Annotated in this window: 13 protein-coding genes; 7 read left to right on the forward strand and 6 right to left on the reverse strand. The window is 56.2% G+C overall.

From position 1 onward, the window contains the following. Nucleotides 1–244: 244 nt before the first annotated feature. Nucleotides 245–1183, forward strand: coding sequence for a malate dehydrogenase (mdh, locus tag DOU50_RS15870; protein WP_148769727.1), 939 nt, complete (start codon nucleotides 245–247; stop codon nucleotides 1181–1183). Nucleotides 1184–1240: 57 nt separating this feature from the next. Here the strand turns inward: mdh and degS are convergent, their stop codons facing one another. From degS to zapG, 3 genes are all read right to left on the reverse strand, one after another. After that, complete coding sequence (gene degS / locus DOU50_RS15875) at nucleotides 1241–2308, reverse strand: outer membrane-stress sensor serine endopeptidase DegS (protein ID WP_024906334.1); 1068 nt, start codon at nucleotides 2306–2308, stop codon at nucleotides 1241–1243. A 91-nt stretch (nucleotides 2309–2399) separates the two neighbouring features. Further along, nucleotides 2400–3767 carry a serine endoprotease DegQ gene (gene degQ, locus DOU50_RS15880; protein ID WP_024906335.1) on the reverse strand — a complete coding sequence of 456 codons (1368 nt, stop codon included), beginning with the start codon at nucleotides 3765–3767 and terminating at the stop codon, nucleotides 2400–2402. A gap of 171 nt (nucleotides 3768–3938) precedes the next feature. Continuing rightward, nucleotides 3939–4337, reverse strand: coding sequence for a Z-ring associated protein ZapG (gene zapG / locus DOU50_RS15885; RefSeq protein WP_008502832.1), 399 nt, complete (start codon nucleotides 4335–4337; stop codon nucleotides 3939–3941). A gap of 189 nt (nucleotides 4338–4526) precedes the next feature. On the opposite strand from zapG, the gene zapE reads away from it, so the two are divergent. The 5 genes from zapE (at nucleotide 4527) to sspB (ending at nucleotide 8230) form a co-directional block, all read left to right on the forward strand. Further along, nucleotides 4527–5651: a cell division protein ZapE gene (gene zapE / locus DOU50_RS15890; RefSeq protein WP_024906336.1), complete on the forward strand. Its 1125-nt coding sequence runs from the start codon at nucleotides 4527–4529 to the stop codon at nucleotides 5649–5651. A 292-nt stretch (nucleotides 5652–5943) separates the two neighbouring features. Then, the gene (gene rplM, locus DOU50_RS15895) at nucleotides 5944–6372 is read left to right on the forward strand and encodes a 50S ribosomal protein L13 (RefSeq protein WP_006178824.1); all 429 of its coding nucleotides are present in this window, start codon (nucleotides 5944–5946) and stop codon (nucleotides 6370–6372) included. 15 nt (nucleotides 6373–6387) lie between these two features. Next, nucleotides 6388–6780 carry a 30S ribosomal protein S9 gene (gene rpsI, locus DOU50_RS15900; RefSeq protein ID WP_003860436.1) on the forward strand — a complete coding sequence of 131 codons (393 nt, stop codon included), beginning with the start codon at nucleotides 6388–6390 and terminating at the stop codon, nucleotides 6778–6780. Between the two features lie 308 nt (nucleotides 6781–7088). Further along, on the forward strand, nucleotides 7089–7727 hold the full coding sequence (gene sspA, locus DOU50_RS15910) for a stringent starvation protein SspA (RefSeq protein WP_023333624.1): 639 nt from the start codon (nucleotides 7089–7091) through the stop codon (nucleotides 7725–7727). Between the two features lie 5 nt (nucleotides 7728–7732). Next, the gene (gene sspB, locus DOU50_RS15915) at nucleotides 7733–8230 is read left to right on the forward strand and encodes a ClpXP protease specificity-enhancing factor (RefSeq protein ID WP_148769728.1); all 498 of its coding nucleotides are present in this window, start codon (nucleotides 7733–7735) and stop codon (nucleotides 8228–8230) included. 29 nt (nucleotides 8231–8259) lie between these two features. Here sspB and gltD read toward each other — a convergent pair whose 3' ends face one another. After that, nucleotides 8260–9678 carry a glutamate synthase subunit GltD gene (gene gltD, locus DOU50_RS15920; RefSeq protein WP_023309377.1) on the reverse strand — a complete coding sequence of 473 codons (1419 nt, stop codon included), beginning with the start codon at nucleotides 9676–9678 and terminating at the stop codon, nucleotides 8260–8262. 9 nt (nucleotides 9679–9687) lie between these two features. Next, nucleotides 9688–14148 (reverse strand): glutamate synthase large subunit, encoded by a 4461-nt coding sequence (gltB, locus tag DOU50_RS15925; RefSeq protein ID WP_148769729.1) that lies wholly within the window; start codon nucleotides 14146–14148, stop codon nucleotides 9688–9690. 687 nt (nucleotides 14149–14835) lie between these two features. Here gltB and DOU50_RS15930 point away from each other — a divergent pair. After that, complete coding sequence (locus tag DOU50_RS15930; RefSeq protein ID WP_148769730.1) at nucleotides 14836–15777, forward strand: TIGR01212 family radical SAM protein; 942 nt, start codon at nucleotides 14836–14838, stop codon at nucleotides 15775–15777. On the opposite strand, the gene DOU50_RS15935 is transcribed toward DOU50_RS15930, so the two are convergent. Then, on the reverse strand, nucleotides 15757–15965 hold a 209-nt coding region (locus DOU50_RS15935; RefSeq protein ID WP_148769731.1), incomplete at its 5' end, for a helicase HerA-like domain-containing protein. The two genes, DOU50_RS15930 and DOU50_RS15935, sit on opposite strands and share 21 nt — an antisense overlap.

A 15965-nucleotide genomic window follows, 5' to 3' on the forward strand; every position in this document is an offset into this window, starting at 1 on the left:
GCGCAAATAAGCTTAAAAGTAAATTAAATGTTATCAAAATGATGTTGTTTTGGTGGCGGGGCAGGGTGTATTGTAACCACCTCTTAATGCGTTGCCATTTGTCGTCAGATAGCCTTCTGATGAGAGATAAAGTCGCGTGACCTCAAATTCTTTAGCTACGAAAATTGTAATTATTTACTTGCTGAATTATGGTCGCCGCAACGGATTTACAGATACTTAAGTTAACCATAATAAGGAGTTTAGGATGAAAGTCGCAGTCCTCGGCGCTGCTGGTGGTATCGGCCAGGCGCTTGCCCTACTACTGAAAACCCAACTGCCTTCAGGCTCAGAACTCTCCCTGTACGATATTGCTCCGGTAACCCCAGGTGTGGCGGTTGACCTGAGCCACATCCCGACCGCTGTAAAAATCAAAGGCTTCTCCGGTGAAGATGCACGTCCTGCACTGCAGGGTGCTGACGTGGTGCTGATTTCTGCAGGCGTGGCGCGTAAGCCAGGCATGGATCGTTCAGACCTGTTCAACGTCAACGCGGGCATCGTGAAAAACCTGGTGCAGCAGATTGCAGAAATCTGCCCGAAAGCATGCATCGGTATCATCACTAACCCGGTGAACACTACCGTGGCTATCGCGGCAGAAGTGCTGAAGAACGCGGGTGTTTACGACAAAAACAAACTGTTCGGCGTGACCACGCTGGATATCATCCGTTCCAACACCTTTGTTGCTGAGCTGAAAGGCAAACAGCCAACAGAAGTGGAAGTGCCGGTCATTGGCGGTCACTCTGGCGTCACCATCCTGCCTCTGCTGTCGCAGATCCCAGGCGTGAGCTTCACCGAGCAGGAAGTGGCTGACCTGACTAAACGCATCCAGAACGCGGGCACCGAAGTGGTGGAAGCGAAGGCGGGTGGCGGTTCTGCAACCCTGTCTATGGGCCAGGCAGCTGCGCGTTTTGGCCTGTCACTGGTTCGCGCTCTGCAGGGCGAGAAAGGCGTTGTTGAATGCGCTTACGTTGAAGGCGATGGCGAACACGCTCGCTTCTTCTCTCAACCGCTGCTGCTGGGTAAAAACGGTATCGAAGAGCGTAAATCCATTGGTACGCTGAGCGCGTTTGAACAACACGCGATGGAAGGTATGCTGGATACGCTGAAGAAAGATATCACCCTGGGTGAAGAGTTCGTTAACAAGTAAAACGAACCGTCTTCTGGCAAAAAAAACGGAGCTTATCGCTCCGTTTTTTTATGCTTGTCAGTTAGTGGCCGGATATTCCTGAATCGTCACATGCAGCGTCAGTTTCTTATCGTTGCGCATGACTTCAACAGGGATGATAGAGCCCGGACGAATCTCTGCCACCTGGTCCATCGTCTCCAGCGCAGAGACCGCTGGCGTGCCGTTGACCGACACAATGACGTCATTTACCTGAATACCCGCATTAGCGGCCGGGCCACCAGGCGACACTTCATTCACCACAATCCCCTGAATCTGATCGATACCACCGCCCTGGGTATGCATCGGTGCAATTTCGCGCCCGCCGATACCGATATAGCCGCGGATCACGCGTCCGTCGCGGATCAGCTTATCCATGATCTTGGTCGCCAGCTGGAACGGAATGGCAAAGCCGATCCCTTCCGGCGTCTCGCCGTCGTTACTCTTATCGAACGAGAGGGTGTTGATGCCCATCAGTTCACCCAGCGAGTTGACCAGCGCCCCGCCGGAGTTACCGTGGTTGATGGAGGCATCGGTTTGCAGGAAGTTCTGCCGCCCGGAGGGGTTGAGGCCAATACGACCGGTCGCACTAATAATCCCCTGGGTGATGGTCTGACCCAGGTTGTAAGGGTTACCAATCGCCAGGACGACGTCACCAATATGCGGGGTACGTTTACGGTTGATCGGGATGACCGGCAAACCGCCCGTGGCGTTAATTTTCAGCACGGCCAGATCGGTCAGGCTGTCAGAACCAACGAGTAACGCCTCAAATACGCGGCCATCCTGCAGGGCGACGATGATCTGGTCGGCATCGTTAATCACGTGCTTGTTGGTAATAATGTAGCCGCGCTCGTCCATGATTACGCCGGAGCCGAGAGTACGGATCTCCAGCTGGTTGTGGGCTGAGGTGTTCAGACCACGGTTATAGACGTTAACCACGGCAGGTGCGGCACGGCGGACGGCCTGGTTATAGGTGGCTGGCGTTTCATCCGTGCTATCGAACTGGGGAGCCGACAGTTTATTGAACTGACGTATAGACGGCAGCGCCAGCAGCAGCAGGCCAGCGACAATCAAACCGATGACAATAGAACGTAAGAGCTTTAAAAGCATGATGCGCGTGTCGTTAAAAAAGGAACGATTTGCAGCATAACATGAGTTATCCGGACATCACACGCAGCGGTGATGTCCGGGTCACAAATGCTTAGCGCAACAGTATATAGATGGACTCATTGCCACGCATGACCTGCAGGGCAATAACCGCCGGTTTACTTTCCAGCAACTTGCGCAGTTCGGCAATGGACTGCACGCGATTGCGGTTTACGCTAATGATCACGTCATCCTGATGCAATCCGGCCTGTGCGGCAGGGCTGCTCTTCTCGACGGTGTCGATGCGAATGCCTTTCGTACCGTCTTTCAGCTGCCCATCGCTCAACGTAGCCCCTTGCAGGGCCGGGGCGATAAGCTCCGCACTGGCAGAGGAAGAGGTGCTCTTATCCAGCGTGACTTCAACGTCCAGCGGCTTACCGTCACGTATCAGGCCCAGCTTCACTTTGGCACCGGGTTCGGTGGTGGCAATCCGCGAGCGCAGTTCGGCAAAGCTGCTCAGCGGCTTGTCGTTCAGGCTGACGATCACATCACCCGATTTCACGCCCGCTTTTGCCGAGCCGGAGTTTGGCAGCACTTCACTGACAAACGCCCCGCGCTGTACGTTGATGTTGAACGCTTTTGCAATATCCGCGCTCATCTCCATACCTTTAATACCCAGCAGCCCGCGTTTGACTTCGCCAAACTGAATGAGCTGTTGAGAGAGGGTTTTGGCCATATTGCTGGGGATAGCAAAACCGATCCCGATGCTGCCGCCGCCCGGGGCCAGAATCGCCGTGTTAATCCCTATCAGCTCGCCGTTAAGGTTGAGCAATGCCCCGCCGGAGTTCCCACGGTTGATGGAGGCATCGGTCTGGATAAAGTTTTCCAGCCCTTCCAGATTGAGGCCGCTGCGTCCCAGCGCGGAGACGATCCCGGAAGTCGCGGTCTGCCCTAAGCCAAAGGGGTTGCCCACGGCGACGGCAAAATCGCCGACGCGCAGTTTGTCGGAGTCCGCGATAGCAATCTGGGTCAGGTTGCTCGGGTTTTGCACCTGCAACAGCGCGATGTCGCTCTGGTCATCTCCGCCGATCAGTTTAGCATCGAATTCGCGGCCATCGTTCAGCTGGACGCTGATTTTATCGGCCTGGCTGATGACATGATTGTTGGTCAGAATATAGCCTTTTGCCGCATCAATAATGACGCCAGAGCCCAGGCCTTCAAAAGGCTGCGCCTGCTGGTCGGGAGACTCATCGCCAAAATATTTTTTCAGTTCTTCAGGGACGCGTTGGCTTTGTACTGCGGTACCCTCAACCTGAACGCTGACGACCGCAGGCAACACTTTTTCCAGCATGGGTGCGAGGCTTGGAATGGCCGCCTGGCCAGGCACCTGGGTGGGGATGGCGGCGAATACAGGGACGGACGCCGAGAGAGATAACCCGACACTTAACGCGATAGCGCTCAACAGCTGGTTTTTTTTCTTCATCGATGTTGACTCTCGTAACCTGGAATAAAGGAAAAACGGCCCCAAAAACACGTTGATGTTATTGAATTTTAAACCGCTGAACAATGAGGTGTTTAACTAAATGATAGCTGGGGTCATCAAGAAAGGACGGGCGCAATCGCTGCGCCCGTAAAATAAATTCAGGTTGTGCGATTAATCGCGTTTTACACCGCCGCGCAGCAGGCCGGACGCGCCATCGGAATAGTCGCGAGGCATCTGAACGGGCGCCTGATCGTTACCGGCTTCAGAGTCAGCCAGACGGTTGCGGAACGGGTTGGTTTCCGCGGTCATTTCCGGCAGCAGGCTGCTGGAGCTTTTGGCCATATGTTGATACAGCTGACGATAGTCGGTCGCCATGTTGTCCAGCAGCTCGGCGCTACGGGCAAAATGGCTGACCAGCTCTTCACGATACTCTTCCAGCTCGGCTTTGTTCTTTTCCAGTTCGTACTGCAGTGACTGCTGCTGACGCAATTTGCGATTACCGAAACGCATGGCCACAGCACCGATAACGATGCCGACGACTAAACCGATTAGCGCATATTCCCAGGTCATGAACTTCTCCCGTTGTCTTGTTGTTCCGTAGGGTGTTGGCTCGGCTCCTGCCTGTGCCTGATAATGCCACTATAACCGCTATTTCCGTAGAAGTGGAATCCTGACGTATCATCGCGTAGTGTAGAACGGCCTTTTTTTCATCAGTCGCGTCTGCTGGTGAGCGTTAATTGAAGGAATAACAATAAGATTATGCAAAACCTGTCCCCTGCATCGCGATATCAACTGGCCCTAAACGAGGGCACTCATCAGCCGGATGACGTTCAACGTGAGGCGGTAAACCGTCTGGAGACGATTTATCAGGAGCTCACGGCAAAACCCGCTGAAGTCGAACAGAACGGTGGCCTAAAGGCGGCGTTTGGGCGGTTGCTCGGTAAAAAAACGCCGCAGGCTCATGTGCCGGTGCGCGGTTTATATATGTGGGGCGGGGTCGGTCGCGGAAAAACCTGGCTGATGGACCTGTTCTATCTGAGCCTGCCGGGCGCACGTAAACAGCGCCTGCACTTCCATCGTTTTATGCTGCGGGTGCATGAAGAGCTGACCGCACTGCAGGGTAAAAGCGATCCGCTGGAGATTGTGGCCGACAGGTTCAAGGCGGAAACCGACGTGCTCTGCTTCGATGAGTTTTTTGTGTCTGACATCACCGATGCCATGCTGTTAGGTGGCCTGATGAAAGCGCTATTTGCCCGCGGAATCACGCTGGTGGCCACGTCGAATATCCCGCCGGATGAGCTCTATCGTAACGGCCTGCAGCGGGCACGCTTTCTGCCCGCCATCGACGCCCTCAAGCAGCACTGCGACATCATGAACGTCGATGCCGGTGTCGATTATCGTCTGCGAACCCTGACACAGGCGCACCTGTGGCTTTCGCCGTTAAATGCAGAGACCACCCGCGAGATGGATAAGCTTTGGCTGGCGCTGGCGGGGGCAAAACGCGATCACGCCCCGGAACTCGAGATTAACCATCGCCCGCTGCCCACCCTTGGCGTCGAAAACCAAACGCTGGCGGTCTCCTTTACGACGCTCTGCGTGGATGCCCGCAGCCAGCACGACTACATTGCGCTTTCGCGTCTGTTCCACACCGTCATGGTGCTGGATGTACCGGTGATGACGCGGCTGATGGAGAGCGAAGCACGGCGCTTCATTGCGCTGGTGGACGAGTTTTATGAGCGCCACGTCAAGCTGGTGGTCAGCGCCGAGGTACCTTTATATGAGATTTACCAGGGCGAGCGGCTGAAGTTTGAATTCCAGCGCTGCCTGTCGCGCCTGCAGGAGATGCAGAGCGAGGAATACCTGAAGCTGGAGCATATGCCGTAACAAACGTCACCCTCTCCCTGTGGGAGAGGGGCCGGGGGTGAGGGCACCAGACCGCACAATACTTAACCCCGAAAAACCCATTCCAAATCACATTTAAGGGTCGATCTTTGACCTCAACTTCTCTATAATCTTGCGACCCCACGTTACGAGAAGGTTTTTTTCCCGAAACTTTCTATGTGTCGGCATTAGCTATTCGAAGGGGTAGGTTTGCCGGACTTTGTCGTGTGAACCTCAACTGACTAAACGTTTGGGTGTTCACCAACGTGTAACTTATTATTTGGGTAAGCTTTTAATGAAAACTTTTACAGCTAAACCAGAAACCGTACAGCGCGACTGGTATGTTGTTGACGCGACCGGTAAAACTCTGGGCCGTCTGGCTACTGAACTGGCTCGTCGCCTGCGCGGTAAGCACAAAGCGGAATACACTCCGCACGTTGATACCGGTGATTACATCATCGTTCTGAACGCTGATAAAGTTGCTGTAACCGGCAACAAGCGTACTGACAAAGTGTACTATCACCACACCGGCCACATCGGTGGTATCAAAGAAGCGACCTTTGAAGAGATGATTGCTCGCCGTCCTGAGCGTGTGATTGAAATCGCGGTTAAAGGCATGCTGCCAAAAGGCCCGCTGGGTCGTGCTATGTTCCGTAAACTGAAAGTTTACGCAGGCAACGAGCACAACCACGCGGCACAGCAACCGCAAGTTCTTGACATCTAATCGGGATTATAGGCAATGGCTGAAAATCAATACTACGGCACTGGTCGCCGCAAAAGTTCCGCAGCTCGCGTTTTCATCAAACCGGGCAGTGGTAAAATCGTAATCAACCAGCGTTCTCTGGAACAATACTTCGGTCGCGAAACTGCCCGCATGGTAGTTCGCCAGCCGCTGGAACTGGTTGACATGGTAGAAAAACTGGATCTGTACATCACCGTTAAAGGTGGTGGTATCTCCGGTCAGGCAGGTGCGATCCGTCACGGTATCACCCGCGCTCTGATGGAGTACGACGAATCCCTGCGTTCTGAACTGCGTAAAGCTGGCTTCGTTACTCGTGACGCGCGTCAGGTTGAACGTAAGAAAGTGGGTCTGCGTAAAGCACGTCGTCGTCCACAGTTCTCCAAACGTTAATCCATTCTGCTTACGCAGAACGATTGGCGAAAAACCCGCTTCGGCGGGTTTTTTTATGGATAATGCGCAGGTTATCCACAATCTCCATGCATATATCTTCTCTTTTTCCACATTTCCAGAATCCCCTCACCACAAAGCCATCAAAATCTGGTAAACTATCATCCAATTTTCTGCCCAAATATCGGTGAATACTCGATTTTTGTTCGTTTCTTGAACAATGTGTTTTCTCTGGGATGGGCGATACAACATCTGGCTGGCCCCTGTTGGGCTGGTAGCAGTAAAAATTCTGAATATACCTGGAGGTTTTCATGGCTGTCGCTGCCAACAAACGTTCGGTAATGACGCTGTTTTCTGGTCCTACTGACATTTATAGCCATCAGGTTCGTATCGTGCTGGCCGAGAAGGGTGTCAGTTTTGAGATCGAGCATGTGGAAAAGGATAACCCGCCTCAGGATCTGATCGATCTCAACCCGAGCCAAAGCGTACCGACGCTGGTGGATCGCGAGCTGACCCTGTGGGAATCCCGTATCATTATGGAATATCTGGATGAGCGTTTCCCGCATCCGCCACTGATGCCTGTTTACCCTGTCGCGCGTGGTGAAAGCCGCCTGTACATGCAGCGTATTGAAAAAGACTGGTACTCGCTGATGAACGTTATCGTCAGCGGTTCCGCTTCTGAAGCTGACGCTGCGCGTAAGCAGCTGCGTGAAGAGCTGCTGGCTATCGCCCCGGTGTTTGGTCAGAAGCCGTTCTTCCTGAGCGATGAGTTCAGCCTGGTGGATTGCTACCTGGCACCGCTGCTGTGGCGTCTGCCAACCCTGGGCGTAGAGTTCAGCGGTCCTGGCGCGAAAGAGCTGAAAGGCTATATGACTCGCGTATTTGAACGCGACTCTTTCCTGGCATCTTTAACTGAACCGGAACGTGAAATGCGTCTCGGCCGAGGCTAATGACTGTGGAAATGTCACAACTGACCCCACGCCGTCCGTATCTGCTGCGCGCCTTCTATGAATGGCTGCTGGATAACCAGCTCACGCCGCACCTGGTTGTGGATGTGACGTTGCCGGGCGTGCTGGTTCCAATGGAATACGCGCGTGACGGACAGATCGTACTGAACATTGCGCCGCGTGCGGTGGGTAACCTGGAGCTGGCAAACGATGAAGTGCGCTTCAACGCGCGTTTCGGCGGCGTTCCGCGTCAGGTTTCCGTACCTCTGGCAGCTGTGCTGGCTATCTACGCGCGTGAAAACGGTGCGGGTACCATGTTCGAGCCGGAAGCGGCGTATGATGAAGATGTTGCCAGCCTGAATGATGACAACGCATCCGATAAGCGCGAAAGCGACACGGTGATGTCACTGATTGATGGCGATAAACCCGATCATCACGACGACAATGACCCTGATGACGATCCGCCTCCGCGCGGTGGTCGTCCGGCTCTTCGCGTCGTGAAATAAAAAAACAGGCCCAATCGGGCCTGTTTTTTTTACACTTCCAGGTAGTTCAGTATACCGTCAGCCGCCTTGCGGCCTTCGGCAATCGCCGTCACCACCAGGTCAGAACCGCGAACGATATCGCCACCGGCGAAGATTTTCGGGTTGCTGGTCTGGAATGCGTTATCGCTGCCTTCTGGCGCAATCACGCGGCCCTGCGAATCCAGCTCAACGCTGTGCTTCGCCAGCCACTCCATGCTGTGAGGACGGAAACCGAACGCCATCACCACGGCATCGGCCGGGATCACGTGTTCAGAACCGGCGACGATTTCCGCACGACGACGGCCTTTCGCATCCGGTGCCCCCATCTCCGTGCGCGCCATCTTCACGCCGCTCACTTTACCGTTGGCATTCACTTCAATACCCAGAGGCTGGATGTTGAACTGGAACTCCACGCCCTCTTCACGCGCGTTTTTCACTTCGCGCTTAGAGCCCGGCATGTTCTCTTCGTCACGACGGTAGGCGCAGATCACGTGTGCCGCATTCTGACGAATGGAGGTACGCACGCAGTCCATCGCGGTATCACCGCCGCCCAGCACCACCACGCGTTTGCCTTCCATGCTGACGAAAGGCTCATCGGCGGTTTCGCCGTAGCCCATGATCTGCTTGGTGTTGGCAATCAGGAACGGCAGCGCGTCGTACACGCCCGGCGCGTCTTCGTTCTCCAGACCGCCGCGCATGGACTGATAGGTGCCCACGCCCAGGAACACGGCGTCGTAATCCTTCAGCAGGTCGTCGAGCTGCACGTCGCGGCCCACTTCCACGTTAAGTTTGAACTCAATGCCCATGCCGGTGAAGATTTCACGGCGACGGGTCATGACCTCTTTTTCCAGCTTGAAGGCCGGGATACCGAAGGTCAGCAGGCCGCCGATCTCCGGATGACGGTCAAAGACCACCGCCTTCACGCCGTTGCGGGTCAGCACGTCCGCACAGGCCAGGCCCGCCGGGCCCGCGCCGATGATCGCCACGCGCTTGTCGGTTTGCTTCACGCCGGTCATATCCGGACGCCAGCCCATCTCGAACGCTTTATCGTTGATATAGCGCTCGATGTTGCCGATGGTCACCGCGCCGAACTCGTCGTTCAGCGTACAGGAACCTTCGCACAGACGGTCCTGAGGACACACGCGGCCGCACACTTCCGGCAGGGTGTTGGTCTGGTGAGACAGCTCGGCGGCTTCAAAAATACGTCCTTCGTTGGCCAGCTTCAGCCAGTTCGGGATGTAGTTATGTACCGGGCATTTCCATTCGCAGTAAGGGTTACCGCAGGACAGGCAGCGGTCTGCCTGCGCTTTGGCCTGGCCCTCTGAAAACGGCTCGTAGATTTCAACAAATTCAATTTTGCGGATCTTCAGCGGTTTCTTTGGCGGATCAACACGCTGCAGGTCGATAAACTGGTATACGTTCTGGCTCATCTGAATTCCTTACTGCGCCTGCACGCGCAGCTCTGCTGCGCTACGACTACGGTGACCCAACAGGGCTTTAACATCGCTGGACTTCGGCTTAACCAGCGCGAATTTCGCAGAGAACGCTGGCCAGTTCGCCAGGATCTCTTCGCCGCGCGAAGAACCGGTATGCTGCACGTGTTCGGTAATCAAACCGCGCAGATGTTCTTCGTGGATAGCCAGCGTGTCAACGTCCAGCACTTCCACCAGCTCCGGGTTCACGCGTTTGCGGAACTCACCGTCTTCATCCAGGACGTAGGCAAAACCACCCGTCATGCCTGCGCCGAAGTTCACGCCGGTTTTACCCAGAACGCAAACAATCCCGCCCGTCATGTATTCACAACCGTTATCGCCAATGCCTTCCACCACGGTGATAGCACCGGAGTTACGCACCGCAAAACGCTCGCCCGCACGACCTGCTGCGAACAGACGACCGCCGGTCGCGCCGTACAGGCAGGTGTTACCGATAATGCTGGCTTCATGGCTGCGGAAGGCTGAGCCGACAGGAGGACGCACCGCCAGCAGACCACCCGCCATGCCTTTGCCGACGTAGTCGTTGGCATCGCCGGTCAGGTAAAGCTCAACGCCGCCTGCGTTCCACACGCCGAAGCTCTGACCCGCGGTACCGCTGAAGTGCGCGGTAATCGGATCCGCCGCCAGCCCCTGGTCACCGTGCGTTTGCGCGATATAACCGGAAAGGGAGGCGCCCACGGAGCGGTCGGTGTTGCGGATATCAAACCAGAACGTTTTGCTCTGCTTGTCGTCCACGTACGGCTTCGCCTGCTGCAGCAGCTGTGCGTTCAGCACGCCGTTATCGAACGGCGGGTTGTTCTCGGTGCAGTAGACCGCTTTGCCAGGGTGCGGCTGCGCGGTTTCCAGCAGCTTAGACAGCTCCAGCTTCTGCTGCTTCGCGGTGAAGCCTTCCAGCTCTTTCAGCAGGTCGGTTCGGCCAATCAGGTCTACCAGACGCTTCACGCCCAGCTGCGCCATCAGCTCGCGGGTTTCGCGGGCGATGAACTCAAAGTAGTTGGTCACTTTGAACGGCAGGCCGTGATAGTGGTTCTTACGCAGCTTCTCGTCCTGGGTTGCAACGCCGGTTGCGCAGTTGTTCAGGTGGCAAATACGCAGGTATTTACAGCCCAGCGCGACCATTGGACCGGTACCGAAACCGAAGCTTTCCGCACCGAGGATCGCCGCCTTGATGATGTCGAGGCCGGTTTTCAGACCGCCATCCACCTGCAGACGGATCTTATGACGCAGACCGTTAGCCACCAGCGCCTGCTGGGTTTCCACCAGGCCAAGCTCCCACGGACAGCCCGCATATTTCACGGAGGAGAGCGGGCTTGCACCGGTACCGCCGTCGTAGCCGGCGATGGTGATGAGGTCCGCATAGGCTTTCGCCACGCCGGTGGCGATGGTGCCGACCCCCGGTTCGGAAACCAGCTTCACGGAGATCATCGCCTTCGGGTTGACCTGCTTCAGGTCGAAAATCAGCTGCGCTAAGTCCTCGATAGAGTAGATATCGTGGTGCGGCGGCGGGGAGATCAGTGTCACGCCCGGTACCGAGTAGCGCAGTTTGGCGATGTACGGGGTAACTTTATCACCCGGCAGCTGGCCGCCTTCGCCCGGTTTCGCACCCTGAGCGACTTTAATCTGAATCACGTCGGCGTTGACCAGGTACGCTGGCGTTACGCCAAAGCGACCGGATGCCACCTGCTTGATGCGGGACACCTTGTTGGTACCGTAACGGGCCGGATCTTCACCGCCTTCGCCGGAGTTAGAGTTGCCGCCGATGCTGTTCATGGCTTCCGCCAGCGCTTCGTGGGCTTCCGGGCTCAGCGCGCCGATGGACATCGCCGCGGTGTCGAAGCGTTTGAACAGCTCGGATGCCGGCTCAACCTCGTCAATGCTGACCGCTTCATCACCCGGGTTCAGGGCAATGAGGTCGCGCAGCGTTGCCGCCGGACGGTTGTTCACCAGCTCAGCGTACTGCTGATAATCACGGTATTCGCCGCTCTGAACCGCCTGCTGCAGCGTACGCACCACGTCCGGGTTGTAGGCGTGGTATTCGCCGCCGTGAACGTATTTCAGCAGACCGCCCTGATCCAGCGGCTTACGTGCCAGCCAGGCGCGTTTGGACAGGTTCACCAGATCCTGCTGGAAGTCAGCAAAGCCTGCGCCGCCGATGCGGCTGACCACGCCCTGGAAGCAGAGGTTGGCGACCTCGTCATGCAGGCCGACTGCTTCAAACAGCTTCGAACAGCGGTAGGAGGCAATGGTCGAGATGCCCATTTTGGACATGATCTTGTACAGACCTTTGTTGATGCCGTTACGGTAGTTCAGCATCACCGCGCGGTAATCTTTATCGATCGCGCGGGTATCCACCAGACGGGCCAGCGTTTCGTAGGCCAGGTACGGGTAGATCGCCGTCGCACCGAAGCCTAACAGCACGGCAAAGTGGTGCGGGTCGCGGGCGCTGGCGGTTTCCACAATGATGTTGGCGTCGCAGCGCAGGCTCTTATCGACCAGACGCGTCTGGATAGCGCCAACCGCCATCGGGGCAGGTACCGGCAGACGGTTTTTCGCGATGTTGCGGTCAGACAGCACCAGCAGAACGGTACCGTTACGCACCATCTGCTCGGCTTTGTCGCACAGCGCATTCACCGTCTCTTCGAGGCTCGCTTCGTTCACGTCGAAGGTAATGTCGAGCGTGTCGGCGCGGTAGTGCTCCTCTTTCATGGTGGTGAGCTGTTTGAAATCGGAGTACAGCAGGATCGGCGATTTAAAGGTCAGACGGTGTGCCTGGCCTTCGGCCTCGCAGAAGACGTTCATCTCGCGACCGATGCTGGTGGCCAGCGACATCACGTGTGCTTCACGCAGCGGATCGATCGGCGGGTTGGTGACCTGCGCGAACTGCTGACGGAAGTAATCGTAAATGATGCGCGGCTGGCTGGAGAGCACGGCAAACGGGGTATCGTCACCCATCGAGCCGACCGCCTCCTGGCCGTTCTCACCGAGCACGCGGATGACGGAGTCCAGCTCTTCCGCGCTGTAGTTAAACTGCTTCTGATAGCTTGCGAGGGTATCGTCGTCCAGTTCGCGGCTGCCCACTTCTTCGTCCGACAGGTCTTCAAACGGCACCAGACGACGCACGTTTTTCTCCATCCACTCTTTGTACGGATGGCGGCTCTTCAGATCGTTGTCGGTTTCGGCGGAGTGCAGGATGCGCCCACCGCGGGTGTCGATTACCATCAGCTCGCCCGGACCGACGCGGCCTTTCTCGACCACTTCGTCAGGCTGGTAATCCCAGATCCCGACTTCAGAAGCGCAGGTGATGAGCTTGTCTTTGGTGATGACGTAGCGCGCCGGACGCAGACCGTTACGGTCCAGGTTACAGGCGGCAAAACGACCGTCGGACATGACGATGCCCGCCGGGCCGTCCCACGGCTCCATGTGCATGGAGTTAAAGTCGAAGAACGCGCGCAGCTCAGGATCCATATCCGGGTTGTTCTGCCAGGCCGGTGGCACGAGCAGACGCATGGCGCGCACGATATCCATCCCGCCCGCCAGCAGCAGTTCCAGCATGTTATCCATCGAGCTGGAGTCAGAGCCGGTTTCGTTCACGAACGGTGCGGCATCGTGCAGGTCTGGGATCAGTGGCGTCTGGAACTTATAGGTACGGGCACGGGCCCACTGGCGGTTACCGGTGATGGTGTTGATCTCGCCGTTGTGCGCCAGGTAGCGGAACGGCTGAGCCAGCGGCCAGCGTGGAACGGTGTTGGTGGAGAAGCGCTGGTGGAACAGGCAAATGGCCGATTCCAGACGCAGGTCCGCAAGGTCCAGGTAGAAGCGCGGCAGGTCAGCCGGCATACACAGACCTTTATAGATGTTCACCAGGTTAGAGAGGCTACAGACGTAGAACTCTTTATCGTCCTGGAGACGTTTTTCAATACGGCGGCGGGCAATAAACAGACGGCGTTCCATATCACGCGGACGCCAGCCCGCAGGCGCGTTGACGAAAATCTGTTCAATACGAGGCAGCGAGGAGAGGGCGATTTCACCGAGTACCCCTTCGTTGGTTGGCACATTGCGCCAGCCGACAATCGACAGGGTTTCACGCTGAAGTTCTTCTTCGACGATGCGGCGTGAGGCGGCAGCCTTTTCAGGATCCTGATTCAGGAACAGCATGCCGACAGCGTAGTTTTTGGCTAAACGCCAGCCGCGCTCTTCCGCCACGATGCGGAAGAAACGATCCGGTTTTTGCAGCAGCAGGCCGCAACCGTCGCCGGTTTTACCATCGGCAAGGATGGCGCCACGGTGCTGCATACGGGCCAGTGCGTGAATAGCGGTACGCACTACCTTGTGGCTAGGTTCGCCTTCTATGTGGGCGATCAGGCCGAAACCACAGTTATCCTTCTCAAGGGATTTATCGTACAACATATCAGTGAACCTCCCCAGGCTCGTCGGGCTTCCCACTGAACTTTACCGTGGCGCACAGGCACAGAAAGAGCATGGCGACGGGGTTTGCGTTTCATACGCGGACCTCGCATTCGCCCTCTTTTTCATCCTTTCGCGCAGGTAAACAAGTTTGAGGACTTGCTTCAGAGGGAATCTCAATTACTGCATAAATATGATGAGCAGGCCGCTCATCCAGAAAGCTTCCAGCGGATTTCCAACTTATCGGGAATTGGTACACAGGTCAAATGGCAATCTTATTTATACAAAAATGTGCTAAAGAGAGTTTATCCTATTGTAATTAAAGGCTATTTAACTATTTTTACATTGATTGTATGCCCTGGCAGGACGCAGCGGAGTGTGATCTGACTCACTATATGTAAGCGGTATTATCAATGTAGCGTGCTGAATAGCAGTTTTATAGCAGAATAATAATCTGGCATTGTCTTCAAACCCGCATAAAATCACTGTTTTTCAGTGGCGGCGCTATAAATGAAAAAAACAATCAGAACATAAGGAAAAGTAATCACGAATGGCGTGAATGAAATTGCAGTAATCCTGAGTATTTATTCATATAGATAAAGGCCGTCCAGGGCGATTGATCCAGGTCATCGCCGACAGAGGCTAAAAGTGGCAGGCTTGTCCCCTTTCTCCGGGACGGTCTATCAGATTATGCAGTTACAGAAATTAGTCAATATGTTTGGTGGGGATCTTTTGCAGCGGTACGGGCAAAAGGTTCACAAGCTGACGCTGCACGGCGGGTTTAGCTGCCCGAATCGTGATGGCACCATCGGGCGCGGCGGCTGCACCTTCTGTAACGTTGCGTCCTTTGCTGACGAAGCCCAGCAGCATAAATCTATCGCGGAACAGCTTGCCCATCAGGCCAGCCTGGTGAACCGCGCGAAGCAATATCTGGCCTATTTCCAGGCCTACACCAGCACGTGGGCGGAGGTGCAGGTGCTGCGCTCTATGTATCAGCAGGCCGTCAGCCAGGCTAACATCGTTGGGCTGTGCGTGGGCACGCGCCCGGACTGCGTGCCGGACGCGGTGCTGGACCTGCTCAGCGAGTATAAAGAACAAGGCTACGAGATCTGGCTGGAGCTGGGCCTGCAAACCGCGCACGACAAAACCCTGCACCGTATTAACCGTGGCCATGATTTCGCCTGCTACCAGCGCACCACGCGCCTGGCCCGTGAGCGCGGGCTGAAGGTCTGTTCGCATCTGATTGTCGGTCTGCCCGGCGAAGGTCAACAGCATGGCCTTGAAACGCTGGAGAGGGTAGTTGAGACCGGCGTGGACGGCATTAAGCTGCACCCGCTGCATATCGTGAAGGGAAGCATTATGGCGAAAGCCTGGGAAGCGGGGCGGTTAAACGGTATTGCGCTTGAGGACTATTCAGTGACGGCGGGGGAGATGATTCGCCACACGCCGCCGGAAATCGTCTACCACCGCATCTCCGCCAGCGCCCGCCCTCCAACGCTTCTGGCACCGCTATGGTGTGAGAACCGCTGGACGGGGATGGTGGAAATCGACCGCTATCTGCAGGAGAACGGTGTACAGGGTTCGGCGCTGGGTCGCCCGTGGATTCCCCGTCTACCGGCGACGGCCGCCTAACAGACTCCCCAGCATGCCGCGCACGATCTGATTGGTGACCTGTCGCGCCGCGCTTTTCGCCATGGTCTGTACCACGCCGTCGCGCTTGCCGCCACGCGGCCCGGTGCTGCCGAACAGGATGTCTTTGAGCCCCCCGAGAATACCGTCATCCACGGCGACAGACTGTCCTTTAGCGGCGGGCGCATCCT

The sequence above is a fragment of the Enterobacter sp. C6 genome (assembly GCF_008122455.1).
Lineage (GTDB): Bacteria > Pseudomonadota > Gammaproteobacteria > Enterobacterales > Enterobacteriaceae > Enterobacter > Enterobacter pseudoroggenkampii.

Excerpts from the sequence above, each read along its gene's own strand:
- mdh (WP_148769727.1), top strand. The coding sequence starts at position 245 with ATGAAAGTCGCAGTCCTCGGCGCTGCTGGTGGTATCGGCCAGGCGCTT.
- degS (WP_024906334.1), bottom strand. The coding sequence starts at position 2,308 with ATGCTTTTAAAGCTCTTACGTTCTATTGTCATCGGTTTGATTGTCGCT.
- degQ (WP_024906335.1), bottom strand. The coding sequence starts at position 3,767 with ATGAAGAAAAAAAACCAGCTGTTGAGCGCTATCGCGTTAAGTGTCGGG.
- zapG (WP_008502832.1), bottom strand. The coding sequence starts at position 4,337 with ATGACCTGGGAATATGCGCTAATCGGTTTAGTCGTCGGCATCGTTATC.
- zapE (WP_024906336.1), top strand. The coding sequence starts at position 4,527 with ATGCAAAACCTGTCCCCTGCATCGCGATATCAACTGGCCCTAAACGAG.
- rplM (WP_006178824.1), top strand. The coding sequence starts at position 5,944 with ATGAAAACTTTTACAGCTAAACCAGAAACCGTACAGCGCGACTGGTAT.
- rpsI (WP_003860436.1), top strand. The coding sequence starts at position 6,388 with ATGGCTGAAAATCAATACTACGGCACTGGTCGCCGCAAAAGTTCCGCA.
- sspA (WP_023333624.1), top strand. The coding sequence starts at position 7,089 with ATGGCTGTCGCTGCCAACAAACGTTCGGTAATGACGCTGTTTTCTGGT.
- gltD (WP_023309377.1), bottom strand. The coding sequence starts at position 9,678 with ATGAGCCAGAACGTATACCAGTTTATCGACCTGCAGCGTGTTGATCCG.
- gltB (WP_148769729.1), bottom strand. The coding sequence starts at position 14,148 with ATGTTGTACGATAAATCCCTTGAGAAGGATAACTGTGGTTTCGGCCTG.
- DOU50_RS15930 (WP_148769730.1), top strand. The coding sequence starts at position 14,836 with ATGCAGTTACAGAAATTAGTCAATATGTTTGGTGGGGATCTTTTGCAG.